This is a genomic window from Prolixibacter sp. SD074, from assembly GCF_009617895.1.
GTDB lineage: Bacteria > Bacteroidota > Bacteroidia > Bacteroidales > Prolixibacteraceae > Prolixibacter.
This window is the reverse complement of the sequence record NZ_BLAW01000001.1, coordinates 738497-756295: the sequence shown is the minus strand read 5'-3', so window position 1 is coordinate 756295 and position 17799 is coordinate 738497. Positions and strand designations below refer to the sequence as shown.

The following is a 17799-nucleotide window of genomic DNA, read 5'->3' as shown; positions in this document are numbered from 1 at the left end:
GTTTTCCATACTGGCGATGACGCTCACCACATTTGCGCAGGAGAAAACCATCTATGATTTTAAGGTAACCGATATTGATGGCAAACCATTTGATATGGCATCGCTAAAAGGGAAAAAGGTGCTGATTGTAAATACCGCATCCAAATGTGGGTTCACACCGCAGTACAAGCAACTCGAAGCGATTTACAAAAAGTACGGGCCCGATAAATTTGTTATTGTCGGCTTTCCGGCCAACAATTTTATGCACCAGGAACCAGGGACGAACAGCCAGATTAAAACTTTCTGTACCGAAAATTACGATGTTACCTTTCCGATGATGTCAAAGATTTCAGTGAAGGGTGATGACATGGCCCCGCTCTACCAGTGGCTGACAGAGAAATCGAAGAATGGTATAATGGACGCACCAATCAAATGGAACTTTCAGAAGTTCATGATTGACAAAACAGGCCACCTGGTTGGTGTAGCATTGCCTCAGGATAAGCCTGATTCAGAAAAGATCATTAGCTGGATTGAAAGCAAAAACTAAGCTTTAGCTTTTACTGCTTCGGCATAACGTGCAAGCGCCCGTTCACAGGCTTCGGCGTGAACTACAATGGGTTTCGGATAGGACATCGTTCCATATTCCGGAATCCATTTTACAATGTACTCTCCGTCCGGATCAAACTTCTTGGCCTGCAATTCCGGATTAAAAACACGAAAATAAGGCGCTGAATCGTTTCCCGAGCCAGCAGCCCACTGCCACCCTCCATTATTCGACGCCAAATCATAATCCAATAATTTCCGGGCAAAATATGCTTCTCCCCAACGCCAGTCGACAAGCAAATGTTTGCACAGGAAACTGGCCGTAACCATCCGCACACGGTTGTGCATGTATCCGGTGGCGTTCAGTTCGCGCATCCCGGCATCAACCAACGGATAGCCGGTCCGTCCTTCGCACCAGGCTTTGAAATGCTCCTTGTTGTTGTCCCAGACAATTTCATCGTAAGCCGGCTTAAAAGAAGCATGAACAACCCGGGGAAAAAACCACAAGATAACACTGTAAAAGTTCCGCCAAATCAGTTCATTCAGAAACGTATCGGAATGTTGCATCGCCAGCGCCGTTACTTTCCGGATACTTACGGTGCCAAATCGCAGGTGCACACCAAGATGTGACGTTCCATTCCGGGCAGGAAAATCCCGATCCGTTTCATAACCCTTCAGCAACCCGGCAGGTAACTTCCGGGGAGGAACAGGTACTTCTACCCGCGAATATCCCATACTCTCCAGCGAAGGCATGGCAAGCGGCAAAGTCCTGAGAAAATTATATGCATACGTTGAAATTACTGCCGCCACAACCATCGACTGATTCAGCTTTCGCTGAAACCGTTGTTTGTAGGCCGTAAATACCGTATAGGGTTCACCGTTGTCTTTTACAATTTCGTTTTGCTCAAACAAAACATGATCCTTATAGGTATGAAACTCCACCCTCTGGCTGGTAAGATAAGCAGCAACTTCGTCATCCCGCCGAAGCGTATAAGGTTCATACTCCCGGTTGGCATACACACAGAAAATATGATAGCTGTCCATCAATGCCTTAAAGACATCGAGCGGTTTGCCGGCAGCCACATACAACCCGGAACCAATAATTTCAAGTTTTTCTTTTATTCCCAGTAATGTATCATACACAAAGCCCACCTGAACATTTCGGTTGTTTTCGTCCCGTTGAAAAACTTCCGGGTCAAATACAAACAAAGGCAACACATTTTCCCTGGTTTTCAGGGCATGCATGAGACCAACATTGTCTTCCAGCCGCAGGTCGCGACGGAACCAGAAAATACTAACCACACTTTTCTCTTTCTTTCTCATCTCAAGTCCATTACCAATTTATCATCACCACTATCAGAGAAAAAATGGCCATCCGGTTTGGATAACCATTAAAATCAACGTTTCCGTGTAATTGAAAATACAATAATTAAATCGAAAAAGAAACATATTTTTGTGCAGAATAGTTAATATCGTAACTTCAAGTCGGCACAAAATACCGCCGAGCATAGTAAAAACATCAGGAAGTTTAATTATAAAGCAGATTTATACATGACACATGAAAGAGGCTTTGCCAGCGACAATAATTCGGGCATTCACCCCGATATTCTGAACGCAATGGTTGAAGCCAACCAGGGCCATGCCGTTGGTTACGGCGGAGATAGATGGACCGAACAAGCCATACAACTTTTTAAAAAGGAGTTTGGTAACGATACCGAAGTATTTTTCGTATTCAACGGCACCGGAGCCAATATTCTCAGTTTGAAATCAGCCTCCCGTTCATTCAATTCCATCATCTGCGCCGAAACGGCACACATCCAGGTGGACGAATGCGGTGCCCCGGAAAAATTTACCGGCAGCAAGCTTCTCCCGGTCAGCACTTCAGACGGAAAGCTTCGTCCGGAAGATATCAAACCGCATCTTCATGGTTTTGGCTTCGAGCACCATGCCCAGCCCGGAGTTATCAGCATTACGCAGGCCACCGAATTGGGAACCGTTTACCGGAAAGAAGAAATTCAGGCTTTGGCTGATTTAGCGCACGGGCATGGTATGTACCTCCACATGGATGGTGCCCGTTTGGCCAATGCGGCTGTAGCGCTTGATATGAACTTTCGCGAATTCACCCGCGATGCAGGAGTCGATATTCTTTCCTTCGGAGGTACCAAAAATGGTATGATGATAGGGGAAGCGGTTGTTTCCTTCAAACCGGAACTGGCTACTTTCACGAAATATTTTCGCAAACAGGCTGCACAGTTAAGTTCTAAAATGCGCTTCATTAGTACCCAATTTATTCCTTACCTGGGCGACGGATTGTGGAAGAAAAATGCAACGCATGCCAACCGTATGGCCCGGTTACTGGAAGAAGAAATTCGATCCATCGAAGGAGTTGAAATTACCCAGCCAGTAGATGCAAACGGCGTATTTGCTATCATTCCAGGCGAATTAATCCTTGAATTACAAAAAGAGTTTTTCTTTTATACCTGGGACGAGCAGCGCAATGAAGTACGCTGGATGACCTCGTTCGATACGACGGAAGAAGACATTCACACGTTCGGAAACCTGCTTCGGCAAAAAATGAAAAAATGAGCGTATTCCGGTATATTCCGGGCAATCACTACACCGAAGAGCAAAAGCAACTGGATAAACGGATTTTCAGGCATAGCCTGTTCTTTCCCACTTTTCTGATTGTTCTGCTTTGGCTAATCAGGTTATTTGAAACAGAGTTTCACCTCGACCTGGCACCGGGAGGGATCTATCCCCTGCATGTGAAAGGATTGCCCGGAATCATTACCGCGCCATTGGTCCACGGTAGCTTCAGCCACCTGATGGCCAATACTGTTCCACTTTTCTTATTAACCCTTGCCCTGTTATTTTTCTACCGGGAATTAGCCTACCGCATCTTTTTCCTCATCTGGATCTTATCGGGAATATTCGTTTGGCTGGGAGCACGGGAAGCCTGGCATATTGGGGCCAGCGGGGTTATTTACGGTTTGGCCGCCTTTCTCTTTATGAGCGGTATTGTTCGCAACAATGTTCGTTTGCTCACCATATCAATCATTGTAGTTTTCCTATATGGAGGTCTGTTTTGGGGAATCTTTCCCATGAAACCCGAAATTTCATGGGAAGGGCATTTATGGGGAGGTGTTTCGGGTATTGTGCTGGCTGTTGTTTACCGGAAAAAAGGACCTCCTGCGGAAGAACATCCATGGGATGAAGAAGATGAGGAGGATGAAGCGTCTTCTACCGAAGAAAAAGCCATTGAAACCTTCCCGGTATCCGACTCCGGGAAAACAAAACTATCCGATTCATCACAAAGCTTTCCCGATGATGGAAAGTCATCCTGAACCGTCAGATTTACAGCCAATATCAATAAATCATAAATAAAGACAGGAACGTTCACCGAATTGGTCTGTACATCCAATAAATATTGTATTTTTGCCGTCGTAACGTATTGTAACAGGAATCAATTAATAAAAAGAAAGTTCTTGCCCGATTATGATTAGCCGTAGGATCATCCGCACCAAGGTATTGCAGATTCTGTATGCCCACTTTACCACAACAGGGAAAACCATTAACCAGTCAGAATCAGAACTAAACTTCAGCATCCGCAAAACATACGACCTCTATCACTTATTGTTTGCTTTGCTTATTGAAATTCGTGATTTAGCCAAAGAACGACAGACAGCCGGAAAACATAAAAATATTCCATCTTGGGACGATCTTCACCCCAACACACGTTTTGTCGATAATCACATTATTAACCGGCTGAAAGAAAATGAAGCACTGAACAGCTACATTGAGCAAAATAAAATTAGCTGGAAGGAAAATCCGGAACTAATCCGGAAGCTTTACCGCGAATTGGTTGAATCAAAATTTTACCAGCAATACCTTTTGGCTGAATCGAATAGTATTCAATCTGACCAGAAGCTTTGCGAACGTTTCTTCATTGAAATGGTACTGAACAACGATCTTTTCGAAAGCGAACTGGAAGAACAAAGCATTTACTGGAACGACGACCTGGATTTTGTTGTCAGTATGGTCATAAAAACCATCAAAAAAGTAAAACAGGATCCGTCTCCAAACCTTCGCTTGCTTTCACTTTACAAGGACGATGAAGATCGCGATTACACCATTAAATTGTTCAGGAAAACGATTCTGAAACACGAGGAAAATCACAAAATCATCGAGTTGTACACCAAAAACTGGGATGTGGAACGTGTTGCGCTGATGGACGTACTCATACTGGAGATGGCCATTACCGAATTAACCGATTTCCCATCCATTCCGATTAAAGTAACGCTGAACGAATACATCGAACTTTCGAAATATTACAGTACGAAGCGTAGTTCCACCTTTATTAATGGAGTACTCGATCGGATAAGCAAGGATTTTCAGGAAGATGGCCGTGTTGTAAAAGCCGGCCGCGGACTGTTGGATGGAAAATAAGTAAGATGAGCCGGTTTACTGCCTTCGTATTTATAGCTACGGCATTATTTTTGGCTGGATGTAACACTCAAACCAGCCAGGACCAGAAGAAGAAAAATCCGAGCGACACAGCAGCGATAAAACAAAAGGTAGCAGCCAAATTTGAGTTTCGCGACGAAATCCATAATTTTGGTGCCCTGAAGGCAGGAGAAGTTGTCTCCTACTCTTTTCGTTTCGAAAATACAGGTGGTGAGCCGCTTACCATCTCGCATATAAAAAACGAGTGTGGATGTTTGGAAATTTTATATCCGAAAAAACCGGTTCAACCGGGAGAAAAATCCACAATTGAAGTTATCTTTACCACCGATGGAGAATGGGGAAACGAATTCAAAACCATTGAAATTAATACCCGCAAGGGTTTAAAAAAGAATATTGCCGTTACTGCGCGCATACAGAATGCGCAATTTGAAAAACTGATAAATAAAAAATGATGAACAATTTACTCTTTGTTATTGCACAAACAAAAACCAACCCATTAATGACCTTTCTTCCCTTGGTACTGATTATGGTCGTATTCTATTTTTTCATGATCAGACCTCAGATGAAACGTCAGAAAGAACTGCAAAAATTTCGCTCAGCACTGCAAAAAGGCGATAAAGTAGTAACTACCGGCGGATTATATGGTCGGATTGTTGAAATAAAAGACAGTATCATTTTTCTCGAAATTGCCCCCAATGTGAAGGTAAAAGTAGATAAAAGTGTTGTACTGAAAGACATCAGCGACGCACCGCAGCAAAAATGATTAAAGGCTGGTCCTTCCAGCCTTTTTTAAAAATTTAGTTGGCCGTGATTAGGGAAATACGAACAAGGGTATATAAAATCAGGAGATTCTTCCGTGACGAACACCCATTTCGCCGGGACGGTAAATTGTTTATATTTCTCATCTGCTTTATAATTTCTTCTTTCTTCTGGACGTTAAACAACCTTAGTAAAAATTATACGGCCCGAATTTTTTTCCCGGTAAAGTATATCGATCTTCCTACCGATCAGAAGTTATCGCAACCATTGCCGCAGAAACTCGAGTGCACAGTGAGCGCCTATGGTTTCACACTCTTGCGTCACAAGCTCAAATTATCATTCTCGCCCATTTTAATCAATGTGAGCGAACTGAAAACCAGGCATAAAGTTTCAAAAAACAACCACTTCGGTTTTTCAGCATCAACCGAGGCAAACCGTAGTATGATAGTAAACCAGATCAGCAACGAAATACAGGTGTTGAACATTTACCCGGACAGTCTCTACTTTAATTTCAACCCAATTGTTCAACGGAAATTTCCGGTCAAGCCGAAAGTGAATGTCACCCTGCTCAATCAGTACATGTTGAAACAATCCCCCTATACCACACCAGATTCAGTCATGGTAAAAGGGCCGGAGGATGTTTTGGATACGCTGAAGTTCATCTCTACAAGAGGACAGAAATATAAAGACCTGTCACATAGCGTACAACGCAATGTATCGTTAACCGGGGATGATAAGCTGCAGTTCACTCCACGGCGCGTAGTGCTGAATATACCGGTTGAGCAGATAACGGAAGGCACCCGTGAAATTCCACTTGTCATTAAGGATGTTCCTGACAGCATAGAATTGAAGGCGTTCCCTTCTTCAATCAAAGTGTCGTATAAAGTTGGCCTTAGTCAGTACGATCAAGTCAACGCTGCCAGTTTTCATCCTTCCATCGATTATGACAGCATCAGTGCTTCGCGTCAAAAACTTCCGGTGACGATGGAAAAATATCCGCAAAACGTTATCTCGTACGATTATTATCCGAAGGAAGTAGAATTTATTCTGGAAAAGAAAAACAGTAATCAATGAAGCAAATCGGAATAACCGGAGGGATTGGCAGCGGGAAGTCCAGCATATGCAATGCCTTCCAATTATTGGGAGCGCCTGTTTATGAAGCTGATGCGGAAGCGAAAAAACTACAAGACGAAAACCAGGAAATCAAACGAGGACTAATCGCCTTGTTCGGCCCCTCTATCTATTTCGGAAACGGAAAACTTAATCGAAAAAAACTAGCCGGCTTTATCTTTTCTGAAAAATCATCGCTAAACAAAGTGAACCAACTGGTTCATCCCGTGGTCCATGCCCATTATAAGCACTGGCTCACCGTAAACAGTCACGTTCCGTACATTATTTACGAAGCAGCCATTTTGTTTGAAAGTGGCTTTTACAAAGATATGGATGAAGTTATTTTGGTAACTGCACCCGAGGAGATGCGCATTGCCCGGGTGGTTAACCGCGATAAACTAACGCCCGAAGAAGTAAAAAGCAGGGTGCGTAATCAATGGCCGGAAGATGAAAAGAGGAAGCTGGCCGACTATATTATTGAAAATGATAACTCCAGCCTGGTGATACCTCAGGTTATTGAATTAGATAAAATTTTTAGAAACAATGGGAAAATTCGCTAAATGGATTGGCGGTGGCCTGGGATGGAGTGTCCTCGGCCCTATCGGGGGATTAATCGGTTTTATTATTGGTTCGGTAATCGACAGTGCCGAGGTGAATGTTAATCAGTACCAACACCCGTACAACGGGACACAAAGCCAAAGACCCACAACCCAGGGCGACTACATAGTTAGCCTGCTCATTTTGGTGGCCGCTGTTTTGAAAGCCGACGGGAAAGTACTTCGCTCAGAACTGGATTACGTGAAAAGCTTCTTTAAGCAAAACTTTGGCGTTGATACAGCTGCCGAAGCAGTAAAATCACTGAAAGGCTTACTTGAACAAGATATACCTGTAGCCGAAGTTTGTCACCAAATCAAACGCTACATGGACTATCCCTCCCGCCTGCAACTGATTCATTTTCTGTTTGGTATAGCAGCTGTCGACCGGGATATTGATCCACGGGAAAAAGTACTGGTCAAAAACATCGCGTACTTTTTAGGCATATCCGATGCCGACTACGGTTCCATCGAATCGATGTTTGTTCCCAGTACCGATTGGGCTTACCAGGTCCTGGAGATACCTTCAACAGCCACCGAGCAGGAAATAAAGAAAGCCTACCGCAAAATGGCCGTAAAGTATCACCCCGATAAAGTTAGCTACCTCGGAGAAGATGTACAGAAAGCCGCAAAAGAGAAATTTCAAAAAGTTAATGAAGCCTATGAGGCTATCCGGCAGGAAAGAAAAATAATTTAGGATTAGTTAGGCTACCGGTCATTACCTTATGGAAATAAAATATTGCAAGAATAGAAAACAGCCGCTGAAATTCAGCGGCTGTTTTCTATTCTTGCAACCGCCTGCTAGCTTGACGCCAAATCTTCGAACTCTACGTCAGAATACTCTTTGAGCACATCCTTTTCCTCTTCTTTCCGAGGTTCGTAAGGCTGACGTTCGTGAATGTAATCGATAATTTCAGCAAGTCCGTCCGAAAATTTATCAAAATCCTCTTTATACAGGAAGATTTTGTGTTTCTCGAAATGGTACTTGCCATCTTGATCAAATTTCTTCTTGCTCTCGGTAATAGTAAGATAATACTCATCCTTCCGAGTCATTTTAACATCAAAGAAATACGTTCTTTTTCCAGCTCTTACAGCTTTCGAATAAACCTCTTCACGGAACCGCTTCTCGCCATTATTTTGATTATCAGCTCCATCCTTTTTATCAATACCTACCATATTCGAAAATTTTAATTTTCTGTGTATTGTTCGAATCTTTTCAAAATTATAAAAAAGAATTAAAAAAGATTAAAATACAACCTCTTATGTGTCGGACATAATAGGTTGTAAAACAGAAAATCGAATATTTATAACGAATATGGATAACAAAGGCTAATTATTCTTTGCCTGCTGGTAATATTTTAATGCTTCAGGCAGGTCTTGTTTAATCTGTGCAATTCGATGCGAATCGACCGGGTGTGTACTCAGAAATTCGGGCATTCCACTTCCTCCACCATTAGCCGCCATTCGTTGCCAGAAATCGACAGCTCCATGCGGATCATAACCCGCCATTGCCATAAACATTAGTCCCATTTTATCCGCTTCCAGTTCATGGCTTCTCGAATAAGGAAGGATAGCTCCCACCTGAGCGCCTAAGCCGTATGCCGTCATATAAATTTGTTTGGTTTGCTCCGGCTTCTGGTCAACGGCTGCCGATAATCCCACTCCCCCCAATTGGACTAACATTTCCTGACTCATCCGCTCGTTACCATGACGGGCAATGGCGTGGGCAATTTCATGTCCCATGACAACAGCCAGTCCATTTTCGTTTTTGGTAATAGGTAAAATCCCGGTGTAGACTACGACTTTTCCACCAGGCATACACCAGGCATTCGCAACTGAATCTTTCACCAGGTTAAATTCCCAGTTAAAATCTTTTACCCGGTCACTCAAACCATTATCATTCAGATACTGGTCAACGGCAGCAGCTATTCGCTTTCCAACGCGCTTCACCATATCAGTTTGTGCTTGATTACCTGACAATTGATTACTTTTCAGGAAGTCGCCGTATTGAGTTAAACTCATGGATAACATTTCCGATTCAGGAATCAGGTTCAATTGTTGCCTTCCGGTTAACGGGACAGTTGCGCAGGCTGTAAACAACAGAAGGGAGAAAATCCAGGATAACTTAACGTGACGCCGGCTAATCTTCATTGGTATCATTTTCATACTTTGGTTTATATTAAGCAGTGAATACTTTTCAAAAAAGAAACATTTTCAATTCCATTTCGGTTCAAGTATAACGTTCTGAAACTCCGAAAAGAATAAAAAAAAAGCTGCCTCAAGAAACCGTTCATCAATTGTTTATTTCGATGTCAGAAACATCTTACGAATAAATTTCTTTTTTCGCCGCCAACAAAGTATTTTTCAATAGTGAGACACGGGTCATCGGACCAACACCACCGGGAACAGGTGTGATGTAAGAAGATTTTTCAGCTGCTTCGTCAAACGCAACATCACCTTTGAGTTTAAAACCTGATTTGGTCTTATCAGATTTTACCCGGGTGGTACCAACGTCAATAACCACAGCACCCTCTTTCACCATGTCGCCTTTAATAAATTCGGGAACCCCCAGCGCCGCAATTAGGATATCAGCGCTGGCGCACAATTCCTTCAGATTTTTCGTCCGGCTATGCGCAACAGTAACTGTGGCATTTAGCGCTTTTTGCGACATCAGTATACTCAACGGGCGACCGACAATATTGCTTCTTCCAACGACCACACAATTCTTTCCTGACGTTTCAATATTGTACCGCTTCAGCAAATCAACAATACCATCAGGCGTAGCCGAAACAAAGCAAGGCAGGCCAATCACCATGCGTCCAACGTTAATCGGATGGAATCCATCAACATCCTTTTTCGGATTGATGGCTTCAATAATTTTTTGTTCGGAAATGTGTTTGGGTAACGGCAACTGAACGATAAATCCGTCCACGTCATCATCGTTATTTAACTCATCCACTTTTGCCAACAGCTCCTCCTCTGTCACGTCGTCTTCAAAACGAACCAGGCTCGATTTAAATCCAACCTCGGCACAATCTTTCATTTTAAAGGCTACGTACGATTCGCTTCCACCGTCGTGACCAACCAACACTGCCGCCAGGTGAGGGGCTTTTTTCCCACTGCTTGTCAGCGCCTTTACTTCTTCAGCAATTTCGGCTTTCAGTTCAGCCGATGTCTTTTTTCCGTCCAGTAAAATCATTGAAGATATTTTATTGATTGATTGAGCTTATCTTCTTCCGCGTTGTGCCTTCGAAGCCATTTTGCGCGCATTTCCTCCCTGCGAAACCATCTTCATCATTTTCCGGGTTTCCCCGAATTGTTTAATCAAGCGGTTTACTTCCTGAATATCGGTTCCTGAACCACTGGCAATACGCTTACGACGTGAACCGTCAATCAGGGCCGGAGTATCGCGTTCGTCTGGTGTCATGGAGTAAATAATCGCTTCGATGTGCTTGAATGCGTCATCCTCTAAATCAATATTATTCAAAGCTTTCCGCATTCCGGGAATCATTGCGGCCAGATCTTTCAGGTTACCCATCTTCTTGATTTGCTGAATCTGTGTCAGAAAATCGTTGAAGTTAAACTGGTTCTTCGCCAGTTTCTTCTGTAAACTACGGGCTTCCTCTTCGTCGAATTGCTCCTGGGCGCGCTCCACCAGCGAAACAATGTCTCCCATACCCAGGATCCTGTCGGACATACGGCTTGGGTGAAAAACGTCGATGGCATCCATTTTTTCACCGGTACCCACAAACTTAATGGGCTTGTTCACTACCGCCCGAATAGAAAGCGCTGCACCACCGCGGGTATCACCGTCGAGTTTCGTCAGAATAACGCCATCGAAATTAAGCCGGTCGTTAAACTCTTTGGCCGTATTTACAGCGTCCTGTCCGGTCATTGAATCAACCACGAAAAGTGTTTCGTCTGGCTCAACAGCCTTTTTAATAGCTTCGATTTCCTGCATCATTTGCTCATCGATAGCCAGACGACCGGCGGTATCGATAATCACCACGTCATTGCCTTCAGCTTTCGCTTTCTTAATTGCATTCCGGGCAATCTTAACCGGGTCTTTATTGTCTTCTTCGGTGTAAACCGAAACGCCAATCGATTCGCCGACAACCTTCAGTTGTTCAATTGCAGCAGGACGATAAACGTCACAGGCAACCAACAGCGGATTTTTATTTTGCTTTGATTTTAAACGGTTGGCCAGTTTTCCTGAAAAAGTAGTTTTACCAGAACCCTGCAAACCAGACATCAGGATAACCGAGGTAGATTTCTTCAATGAGATATCAACCGTTTCGCCTCCCATCAGTTCAGCCAGTTCATCGTGAACAATCTTCACCATCATCTGCCCCGGCTTCACCGATTCAAGCACTTTTTGCCCGATGGCCTTATCTTTCACTCGATTAGTGAAGTCCTTGGCAATTTTAAAGTTCACATCGGCGTCGAGTAATGCGCGACGAACATCTTTTAATGTTTCGGCAACATTTATTTCGGTAATCTGCCCCTGACCTTTGAGCAGTTTAAACGATTTCTCTAACCTGTCGGTAAGATTTTCAAACATTTGTATTCCCGTTATTTTTGAGTGTGTACAAAGATAATGAATTGGCAGAATTAGGAAAATATAAAATCAGTCAAATGAATACATCGATAGTCCGAAAAACACCTCTATCATCGGTACAGCCAAACTAACCGGAAAAACCGAACCAGGCTGATCCATCAGAGTAATTGAAATACTGTAATGATAAAAAAAAGATCAAAACAACTTGTCTATGGTTTCGATTACATCTTCAGCTTTAAAAGGCTTACTTAAGTAACCATCCATGCCGATACTCAAACATAAATCGACATCCTCCTGCAAAGCATTGGCTGTCATGGCCACAATTTTTATCGGCTTACCTTTTTCCTCTTCTTCCTTTTTGCGAATCATTTTTGTTACCTCATAGCCGTTAAGCAGAGGCATTTGTATATCCATCATAATGAGATCGTACTTGTTATCGCGGTACATCTGCCATGCCTCTTCGCCATCTTTTGCCAAATCGATGGAACCGGAAACACATTTAAGCGTTAACATGGCAACTTTCTGATTAATCACATTATCTTCCGCGACCAGCACTCTCAGATTTCTTTTCTTTCGGTTAACCCCTGCATTTTTTTTATGTCCGGAGTGTAAATATGATTCAGGTAACTCTTTTCCGGTCACCTTAGCCATAATATTCAACAGCTGCCCGAGTTTAACCGGCTTATTTAAATAGTACTCAAAACCAGCGCTACGCACCTGCCCTCGGGAAAGGATATCAGAAATGGAAGATAACAGTATCATTTTGGTGGAAGCAATCGCCGGATCCTTTTTCACGCGACTGGCAAAATCGAGTCCATCCATTTCGGCCATCTGGAAATCAACCAGGGCTATATCATAAGGTTTCCCTTCAGAAGCAGCTTTTCTCAATTTCTTCAACGCCTGCATCCCACTGGAAGCTTCATCCGATGAACAATCCCAGGTTTCAAGATATTTTGAAAAGATTAACCGGTTGGTACGATTATCATCAACTATCAAAACCTTCACATTTTCCAGCTCAATAACTTTTTTCGGCCGATCAGGTTCTCGTTCAGCAGATGCCTTTTCGAAACGGGCAGTAAACCAGAACAAAGACCCCTGGTTGGCTTTGCTTTCCAGGCCAATCTCTCCGCCCATCTGCTCAGACAATCGCTTCGAAATAGCTAATCCCAGGCCAGTTCCGCCATACTTACGGGTTGTTGATGAATCGACCTGCGTAAAGGATTCAAACACCTTTTCCTGTGCCTCTTTAGAAATTCCTATTCCGGTATCTTTTACCTTAAAAAGCACTTCAACCTTTGAGTCAATCCCTTTCAGTTCAGCTGAAATGAATACTTCACCGCTATTGGTAAATTTGATTGCGTTATTGGCGAGATTAATAAGTACCTGCCTTAACCGAACAGGATCGCCCATTACCGTACCGGGAATGGCTGCGTCAATATAGGTTACCAGGCCAAGGCCTTTAACATTGGATTTAACAATCAATATATCAGCTACATCCTCCACTATTTCACGAATATTGATGGGAGTCGATTCCATCTCCATCCGTCCGGACTCAATCTTGGAGAAATCAAGAATGTCGTTAATAATAGACAACAGGTTATTTCCCGATTTGGTGATCACATCAAGATACTCCTTTTGCTCTTCATTCAGTTTTGTCTTCCCCAAAATATCAGCCATCCCAATAACGCCATTCATCGGTGTCCTGATTTCGTGCGACATATTTGCCAGGAACAGGCTTTTTGCCCGGTTGGCCTCCTCTGCTTTCTCTTTAGCCATTTCCAGATGTTTCCGGGCCTCAACCTCCATCGTATTATCCCTCGAAATTCCTACCAAACCGATGATTTTCCCATCGTTGTCCTGAATAGGCATTTTGGTAGCCGACATCCAACGGAAGGTTCCATCTCTGTTACTTAGTTTTTCCATTTTATTAACAACCGGTTTGCCCGATTTAAACAACTCGGCCTCATCATTATATGCACCGGTGGCTTCTTCTTTCGAAAAGAAATCAAAATCGGTTTTTCCGATAGCCTCTTCAGAAGACTTCAACCCTAACTTTTCGTATTGGGCACGATTAATCCTGATAAAACGCGACTGAGCATCTTTAAAATAAATCGAATCGGGGAAGCTGTCCATTAAAATTTGCAGGAACTGCATTTCTTGTTCCAACCGTTCCTCGATTTTCTTCCTCTGAGAATAATCGCGCGAAATGCCAACCAAACCAATAATCTGCCCATTCTTCCCCCGAATGGGGATTTTAGTTGTAGTAAAATGCCTCAGTTCACCACATGCATCTACAAATTCCTGAAGTTTATCAACGATTGTTTCGCCCGTATGCATCACATTCATATCGTCCTGATAAGATTGTTGTGCAAATTCCCGATCATGAAAATCAAAATCGGTTTTTCCAATAGCATCTTCCGGTTTTTCCAGCCTCATCAACCGCGCATGCGCTTCGTTAATTCGGGTATACCTGGCTTTTCTATCTTTATAATAAATAATATCCGGACTGTTTTTCAGAAAAGTATCAACCAAATCCTTCTCTTTTTCCAATTCTGCTTCAGCCAACTTCTGGTCAGTAATTTTTTCATACATTCCCAAAATGCCAATGTTTTCCCCTTTCTCATTTCGCATGGGAATTTTACTTTTCCGCAACCATTCGGTTTTCCCGTTTCGGTTTGGGACGGCTTCCACGTAGTTTATTTTGGATTGACCAGTGGCAAGCACTTCCCTGTCTATGGCAATATTACCGGCTGCTTCGTCAGACGAAAACAGGTCAAAATCGGTCAGGCCTGTCACTTGCTCAAGGTTATTTAACCCGCGATCGGCAGCAAACATTTGGTTACAGCCCAAATATTTTAAACGGGTATCTTTCCAAAAAATGGCCGTAGGGATATGCTGAATGACCCAATCAAGATGTTCGCCTGTATGAAGCTCCCTCTTGCAATCACCCATCATCTCTTTGAGAAGAATTCTCAGACTGTTCGGATTAACTTCATCAGAAACGATGGTGACAAACTCGGGAATTTCTGAAAGATCACTGTCCCCGGAATTTTCGATCAATACAACCTTAAACTTGCCCGAAAACACCATATCATGCATGGAGGGCCCTTCCAGCAATTCCGGAAAATCGGCTGTGCCGGTGATGAGAAGATCCGGCTTAATCCGCTGAATATCCTGAAAAAAAGTTGTCACATCATTCAAGAAAACAGCACTGAATCCGGAGCAATCAGAAACAGCATCCAGAATTTTCCCGGAAACGGCAGTATCGATATGATAAATAACAATTCTATCCATAAGCGCAACATGCAAAGTTTGGCAAACAACAACTATAGAATATTCGACATCCCCTTCGTCCAATCTAAAAAGTGAACATTCGCAAATTGTTGCTTAAGTAACGAAAAGATACTGCAATTATTTCACGACAACTCCCCACTTTAAAAACTAATCAGATACGACCGTTTTTCCATATTTATATTTAGCATAAACTAAGTAGGACGTTGCTAGTATGTTAACCAGATAATTAAGCCAAAGCGGCCACTGAAAAGAACCACGTGCCATGTCGCCCTGGGCGATATAGATGAACGTAAACAATACGCCAAAAGCCCACATTAGGAGAAATGGCCAGTTGAAACTGGAAACATCATGTGTGCGCCATGTTTGGATGACCTGGGGAATGACCCCAATACTAAGAATAATGTTTCCAAACCAACCGATAAATTCAAATGGATTCATATGCAAAAATTTTTGGTGCTTAAAGGTAAAAAATTTTCCATCCTCCAGTAATTCCGAAGTTTAAAGCTGCCATTCATCAGCAAAAAGAAACCCCGAATATCCGAAGATAATCGGGGGTTGATGCTATGATTTGCCAATGCCTACATTCGTTCCGGCACCTCAATTCCCAACAGGGAAAAACCATTTTTAATGGTCTGCCCAACAGTTTTGGCCAACACTAACCGGAAGGATCGCACCGTTTCGCCCGGTTCATTCACAATGCTGTAATCATGGTAAAACTGGTTGAACTCCTTCACCAGATCATACACATAGTTTGCAATAAGCGCAGGACTATGGTTATTTCCGGCTTCTTTCACCACAAATGGAAAACGGTTAATCGTCTTAATCAGCTCAATTTCTTTCTCATTGCATGCAATGGATGGTGCCTTTTCAGGGACAGATAGCCGTGAATCAGCCGCTTTTCGAAGCACACTCTGAATACGCGCATAAGTGTATTGAATAAAAGGGCCCGTATTTCCATTGAAGTCGATGGATTCTTCCGGATTGAACAGCATATTTTTGTGTGGATCGACTTTCAGGATAAAATACTTCAGGGCACCAAGGGCCACAATGCGGTAAATATTCTCCTTCTCTTCTTCACAATAACCATCCAGTTTGCCCAACTCTTCGGATACCTTCCGGGCCACGTCAATCATCCCTTCCACCAGGTCATCAGCATCAACAACGGTACCTTCCCGTGATTTCATCTTACCATGGGGAAGTTCGACCATTCCGTAAGAAAAGTGATACAAATCCTTGCCCCATTCATACCCCAGTTTATCGAGTAAAATAGCCAGCACCTGGAAATGGTAATTCTGCTCATTTCCCACCACATAAATCATGTGATTGATATCGTAATCCTCATAACGCATTTTAGCGGTACCAATATCCTGGGTCATGTAAACCGAAGTACCGTCGGAGCGAAGCAGAATTTTTTCGTCAAGTCCTTCACCGGATAAATCGGCCCATACCGAACCGTCTTCGCGGCGATAGAAATATCCCTCGTCCAATCCGCGTATTACTTCGTCACGCCCAATGAGGTAGGTATCCGACTCATAATATATCTTATCAAAGTCAACTCCCAGCATTTTATAGGTTTCATCAAAGCCCTGGTAAACCCAGCCATTCATCCTTTCCCACAATTGCCGTACTTCCGTATCATTGGCTTCCCATTTACGCAACATGTCGCGGGCAGCCAGAATGGACGGCGCATTGTCTTTAGCTTCGTCCTCCGGCATGCCACCGGCAACCAGTTCGGAAATTTCCTTTTTATACAACTGGTCAAACTTTACATAGTACTCACCGACCAGGTGATCACCTTTTTTGCCAGACGAAGCCGGGGTCTCTCCATTACCAAGCGTCTTCCAGGCATACATCGACTTACAGATATGAATTCCCCGATCGTTGACAATGTTGGTCTTCACCACCTTGTTTCCGTTGGCTTTCATAATTTCACTGATAGAAAAGCCAAGTAAATTATTACGGATGTGCCCCAGGTGCAAAGGTTTATTGGTGTTCGGCGAAGAATACTCGATCATCACCAGTTCCGATTCGGCGGTAACCGGGGAAAAACCATACTGCTTGTCTCCTGCCGCTTCGTTTAGCTGATTCATCCAGTAGCTGCCATCGATAACCAGGTTTAAAAAGCCTTTTACGACATTGAATCCGGCAATTTCGCTTACTTGCCCGGTCAGAAAAATTCCCAATTCCTCACCGGTCTGTTCGGGTGATTTTTTCGAGAATCGCAAAAAAGGAAAAACAACAACAGTTTTGTCTCCTTCAAAATCTTTTCGCGTATTCTGAACCTGGACCTGGTCCGGGCCGGCTTTATGATTGTAAAGCTTTTCAATCGCGTCAATAACCTTATCTCTGATGATGATTTCAATATCCATATCCGGGTAATTTGTCAATTCCGTTTTTCGAACCGCAAAGATAGAAAACCACCATGAGATTTCCTTCCGGGAAATGTAACTGATTGCTGCGACCGTCCATAATATGGCCCAAAGTTAAAGTTGGAGGAAA

Annotated in this window: 17 protein-coding genes; 9 read left to right on the top strand and 8 right to left on the bottom strand. The window is 43.2% G+C overall.

Annotated features, from left to right (window positions below; genetic code table 11):
• Nucleotides 1–16 precede the first annotated feature (16 nt).
• A complete protein-coding gene (locus GJU82_RS03215; RefSeq protein WP_373921451.1) occupies nt 17–526 on the top strand; it encodes a glutathione peroxidase in 510 nt (169 codons plus the stop codon).
• Here the strand turns inward: GJU82_RS03215 and GJU82_RS03210 are convergent.
• Entirely contained in the window at nt 523–1845 is a 1323-nt protein-coding gene (locus GJU82_RS03210; RefSeq protein ID WP_153630829.1) for a deoxyribodipyrimidine photo-lyase, read from the bottom strand. The genes GJU82_RS03215 and GJU82_RS03210 overlap by 4 nt on opposite strands.
• Nucleotides 1846–2073: 228 nt before the next feature.
• On the opposite strand from GJU82_RS03210, the gene GJU82_RS03205 reads away from it, so the two are divergent.
• The 8 genes from GJU82_RS03205 to GJU82_RS03170 all read left to right on the top strand — a co-directional run bounded on the left by GJU82_RS03205 (nt 2074) and on the right by GJU82_RS03170 (nt 8145).
• Nucleotides 2074–3108 (top strand): low specificity L-threonine aldolase, encoded by a 1035-nt coding sequence (locus GJU82_RS03205; protein WP_153630828.1) that lies wholly within the window; start codon nt 2074–2076, stop codon nt 3106–3108.
• A complete protein-coding gene (locus GJU82_RS03200; protein WP_153630827.1) occupies nt 3105–3866 on the top strand; it encodes a rhomboid family intramembrane serine protease in 762 nt (253 codons plus the stop codon). Before GJU82_RS03205 ends, GJU82_RS03200 begins: the two co-directional genes overlap by 4 nt.
• A gap of 151 nt (nt 3867–4017) precedes the next feature.
• Nucleotides 4018–4968 (top strand): transcription antitermination factor NusB, encoded by a 951-nt coding sequence (nusB, locus tag GJU82_RS03195; protein WP_153630826.1) that lies wholly within the window; start codon nt 4018–4020, stop codon nt 4966–4968.
• Nucleotides 4969–4973: 5 nt separating this feature from the next.
• Nucleotides 4974–5438, top strand: a complete 465-nt coding sequence (locus GJU82_RS03190; RefSeq protein WP_153630825.1) for a DUF1573 domain-containing protein — start codon at nt 4974–4976, stop codon at nt 5436–5438.
• The gene (yajC, locus tag GJU82_RS03185) at nt 5435–5749 is read left to right on the top strand and encodes a preprotein translocase subunit YajC (RefSeq protein WP_194830952.1); all 315 of its coding nucleotides are present in this window, start codon (nt 5435–5437) and stop codon (nt 5747–5749) included. Before GJU82_RS03190 ends, yajC begins: the two co-directional genes overlap by 4 nt.
• Nucleotides 5750–6186: 437 nt before the next feature.
• The gene (locus GJU82_RS03180; RefSeq protein WP_153630824.1) at nt 6187–6819 is read left to right on the top strand and encodes a CdaR family protein; all 633 of its coding nucleotides are present in this window, start codon (nt 6187–6189) and stop codon (nt 6817–6819) included.
• Nucleotides 6816–7415 (top strand): dephospho-CoA kinase, encoded by a 600-nt coding sequence (coaE, locus tag GJU82_RS03175; RefSeq protein WP_153630823.1) that lies wholly within the window; start codon nt 6816–6818, stop codon nt 7413–7415. The genes GJU82_RS03180 and coaE overlap by 4 nt, the downstream gene beginning before the upstream one ends.
• Complete coding sequence (locus tag GJU82_RS03170; RefSeq protein ID WP_153630822.1) at nt 7399–8145, top strand: TerB family tellurite resistance protein; 747 nt, start codon at nt 7399–7401, stop codon at nt 8143–8145. Before coaE ends, GJU82_RS03170 begins: the two co-directional genes overlap by 17 nt.
• Before the next feature lie 104 nt (nt 8146–8249).
• Here GJU82_RS03170 and GJU82_RS03165 read toward each other — a convergent pair whose 3' ends face one another.
• The 7 genes from GJU82_RS03165 to argS all read right to left on the bottom strand — a co-directional run bounded on the left by GJU82_RS03165 (nt 8250) and on the right by argS (nt 17669).
• Nucleotides 8250–8624, bottom strand: a complete 375-nt coding sequence (locus GJU82_RS03165; protein ID WP_153630821.1) for a DUF3276 family protein — start codon at nt 8622–8624, stop codon at nt 8250–8252.
• A gap of 153 nt (nt 8625–8777) precedes the next feature.
• Entirely contained in the window at nt 8778–9614 is an 837-nt protein-coding gene (locus tag GJU82_RS03160; protein ID WP_228488548.1) for a M48 family metallopeptidase, read from the bottom strand.
• Nucleotides 9615–9771: 157 nt separating this feature from the next.
• Nucleotides 9772–10647 (bottom strand): bifunctional methylenetetrahydrofolate dehydrogenase/methenyltetrahydrofolate cyclohydrolase FolD, encoded by an 876-nt coding sequence (folD, locus tag GJU82_RS03155; protein ID WP_153630820.1) that lies wholly within the window; start codon nt 10645–10647, stop codon nt 9772–9774.
• Between the two features lie 27 nt (nt 10648–10674).
• Nucleotides 10675–12009 (bottom strand): signal recognition particle protein, encoded by a 1335-nt coding sequence (gene ffh, locus GJU82_RS03150; protein WP_153630819.1) that lies wholly within the window; start codon nt 12007–12009, stop codon nt 10675–10677.
• A 192-nt stretch (nt 12010–12201) separates the two neighbouring features.
• A complete protein-coding gene (locus GJU82_RS03145) occupies nt 12202–15300 on the bottom strand; it encodes a PAS domain-containing hybrid sensor histidine kinase/response regulator (RefSeq protein WP_153630818.1) in 3099 nt (1032 codons plus the stop codon).
• A gap of 147 nt (nt 15301–15447) precedes the next feature.
• Complete coding sequence (locus GJU82_RS03140; RefSeq protein ID WP_153630817.1) at nt 15448–15738, bottom strand: PQ-loop domain-containing transporter; 291 nt, start codon at nt 15736–15738, stop codon at nt 15448–15450.
• A gap of 140 nt (nt 15739–15878) precedes the next feature.
• Nucleotides 15879–17669 (bottom strand): arginine--tRNA ligase, encoded by a 1791-nt coding sequence (gene argS, locus GJU82_RS03135; RefSeq protein WP_153630816.1) that lies wholly within the window; start codon nt 17667–17669, stop codon nt 15879–15881.
• Between the last annotated feature and the right edge of the window lie 130 nt (nt 17670–17799).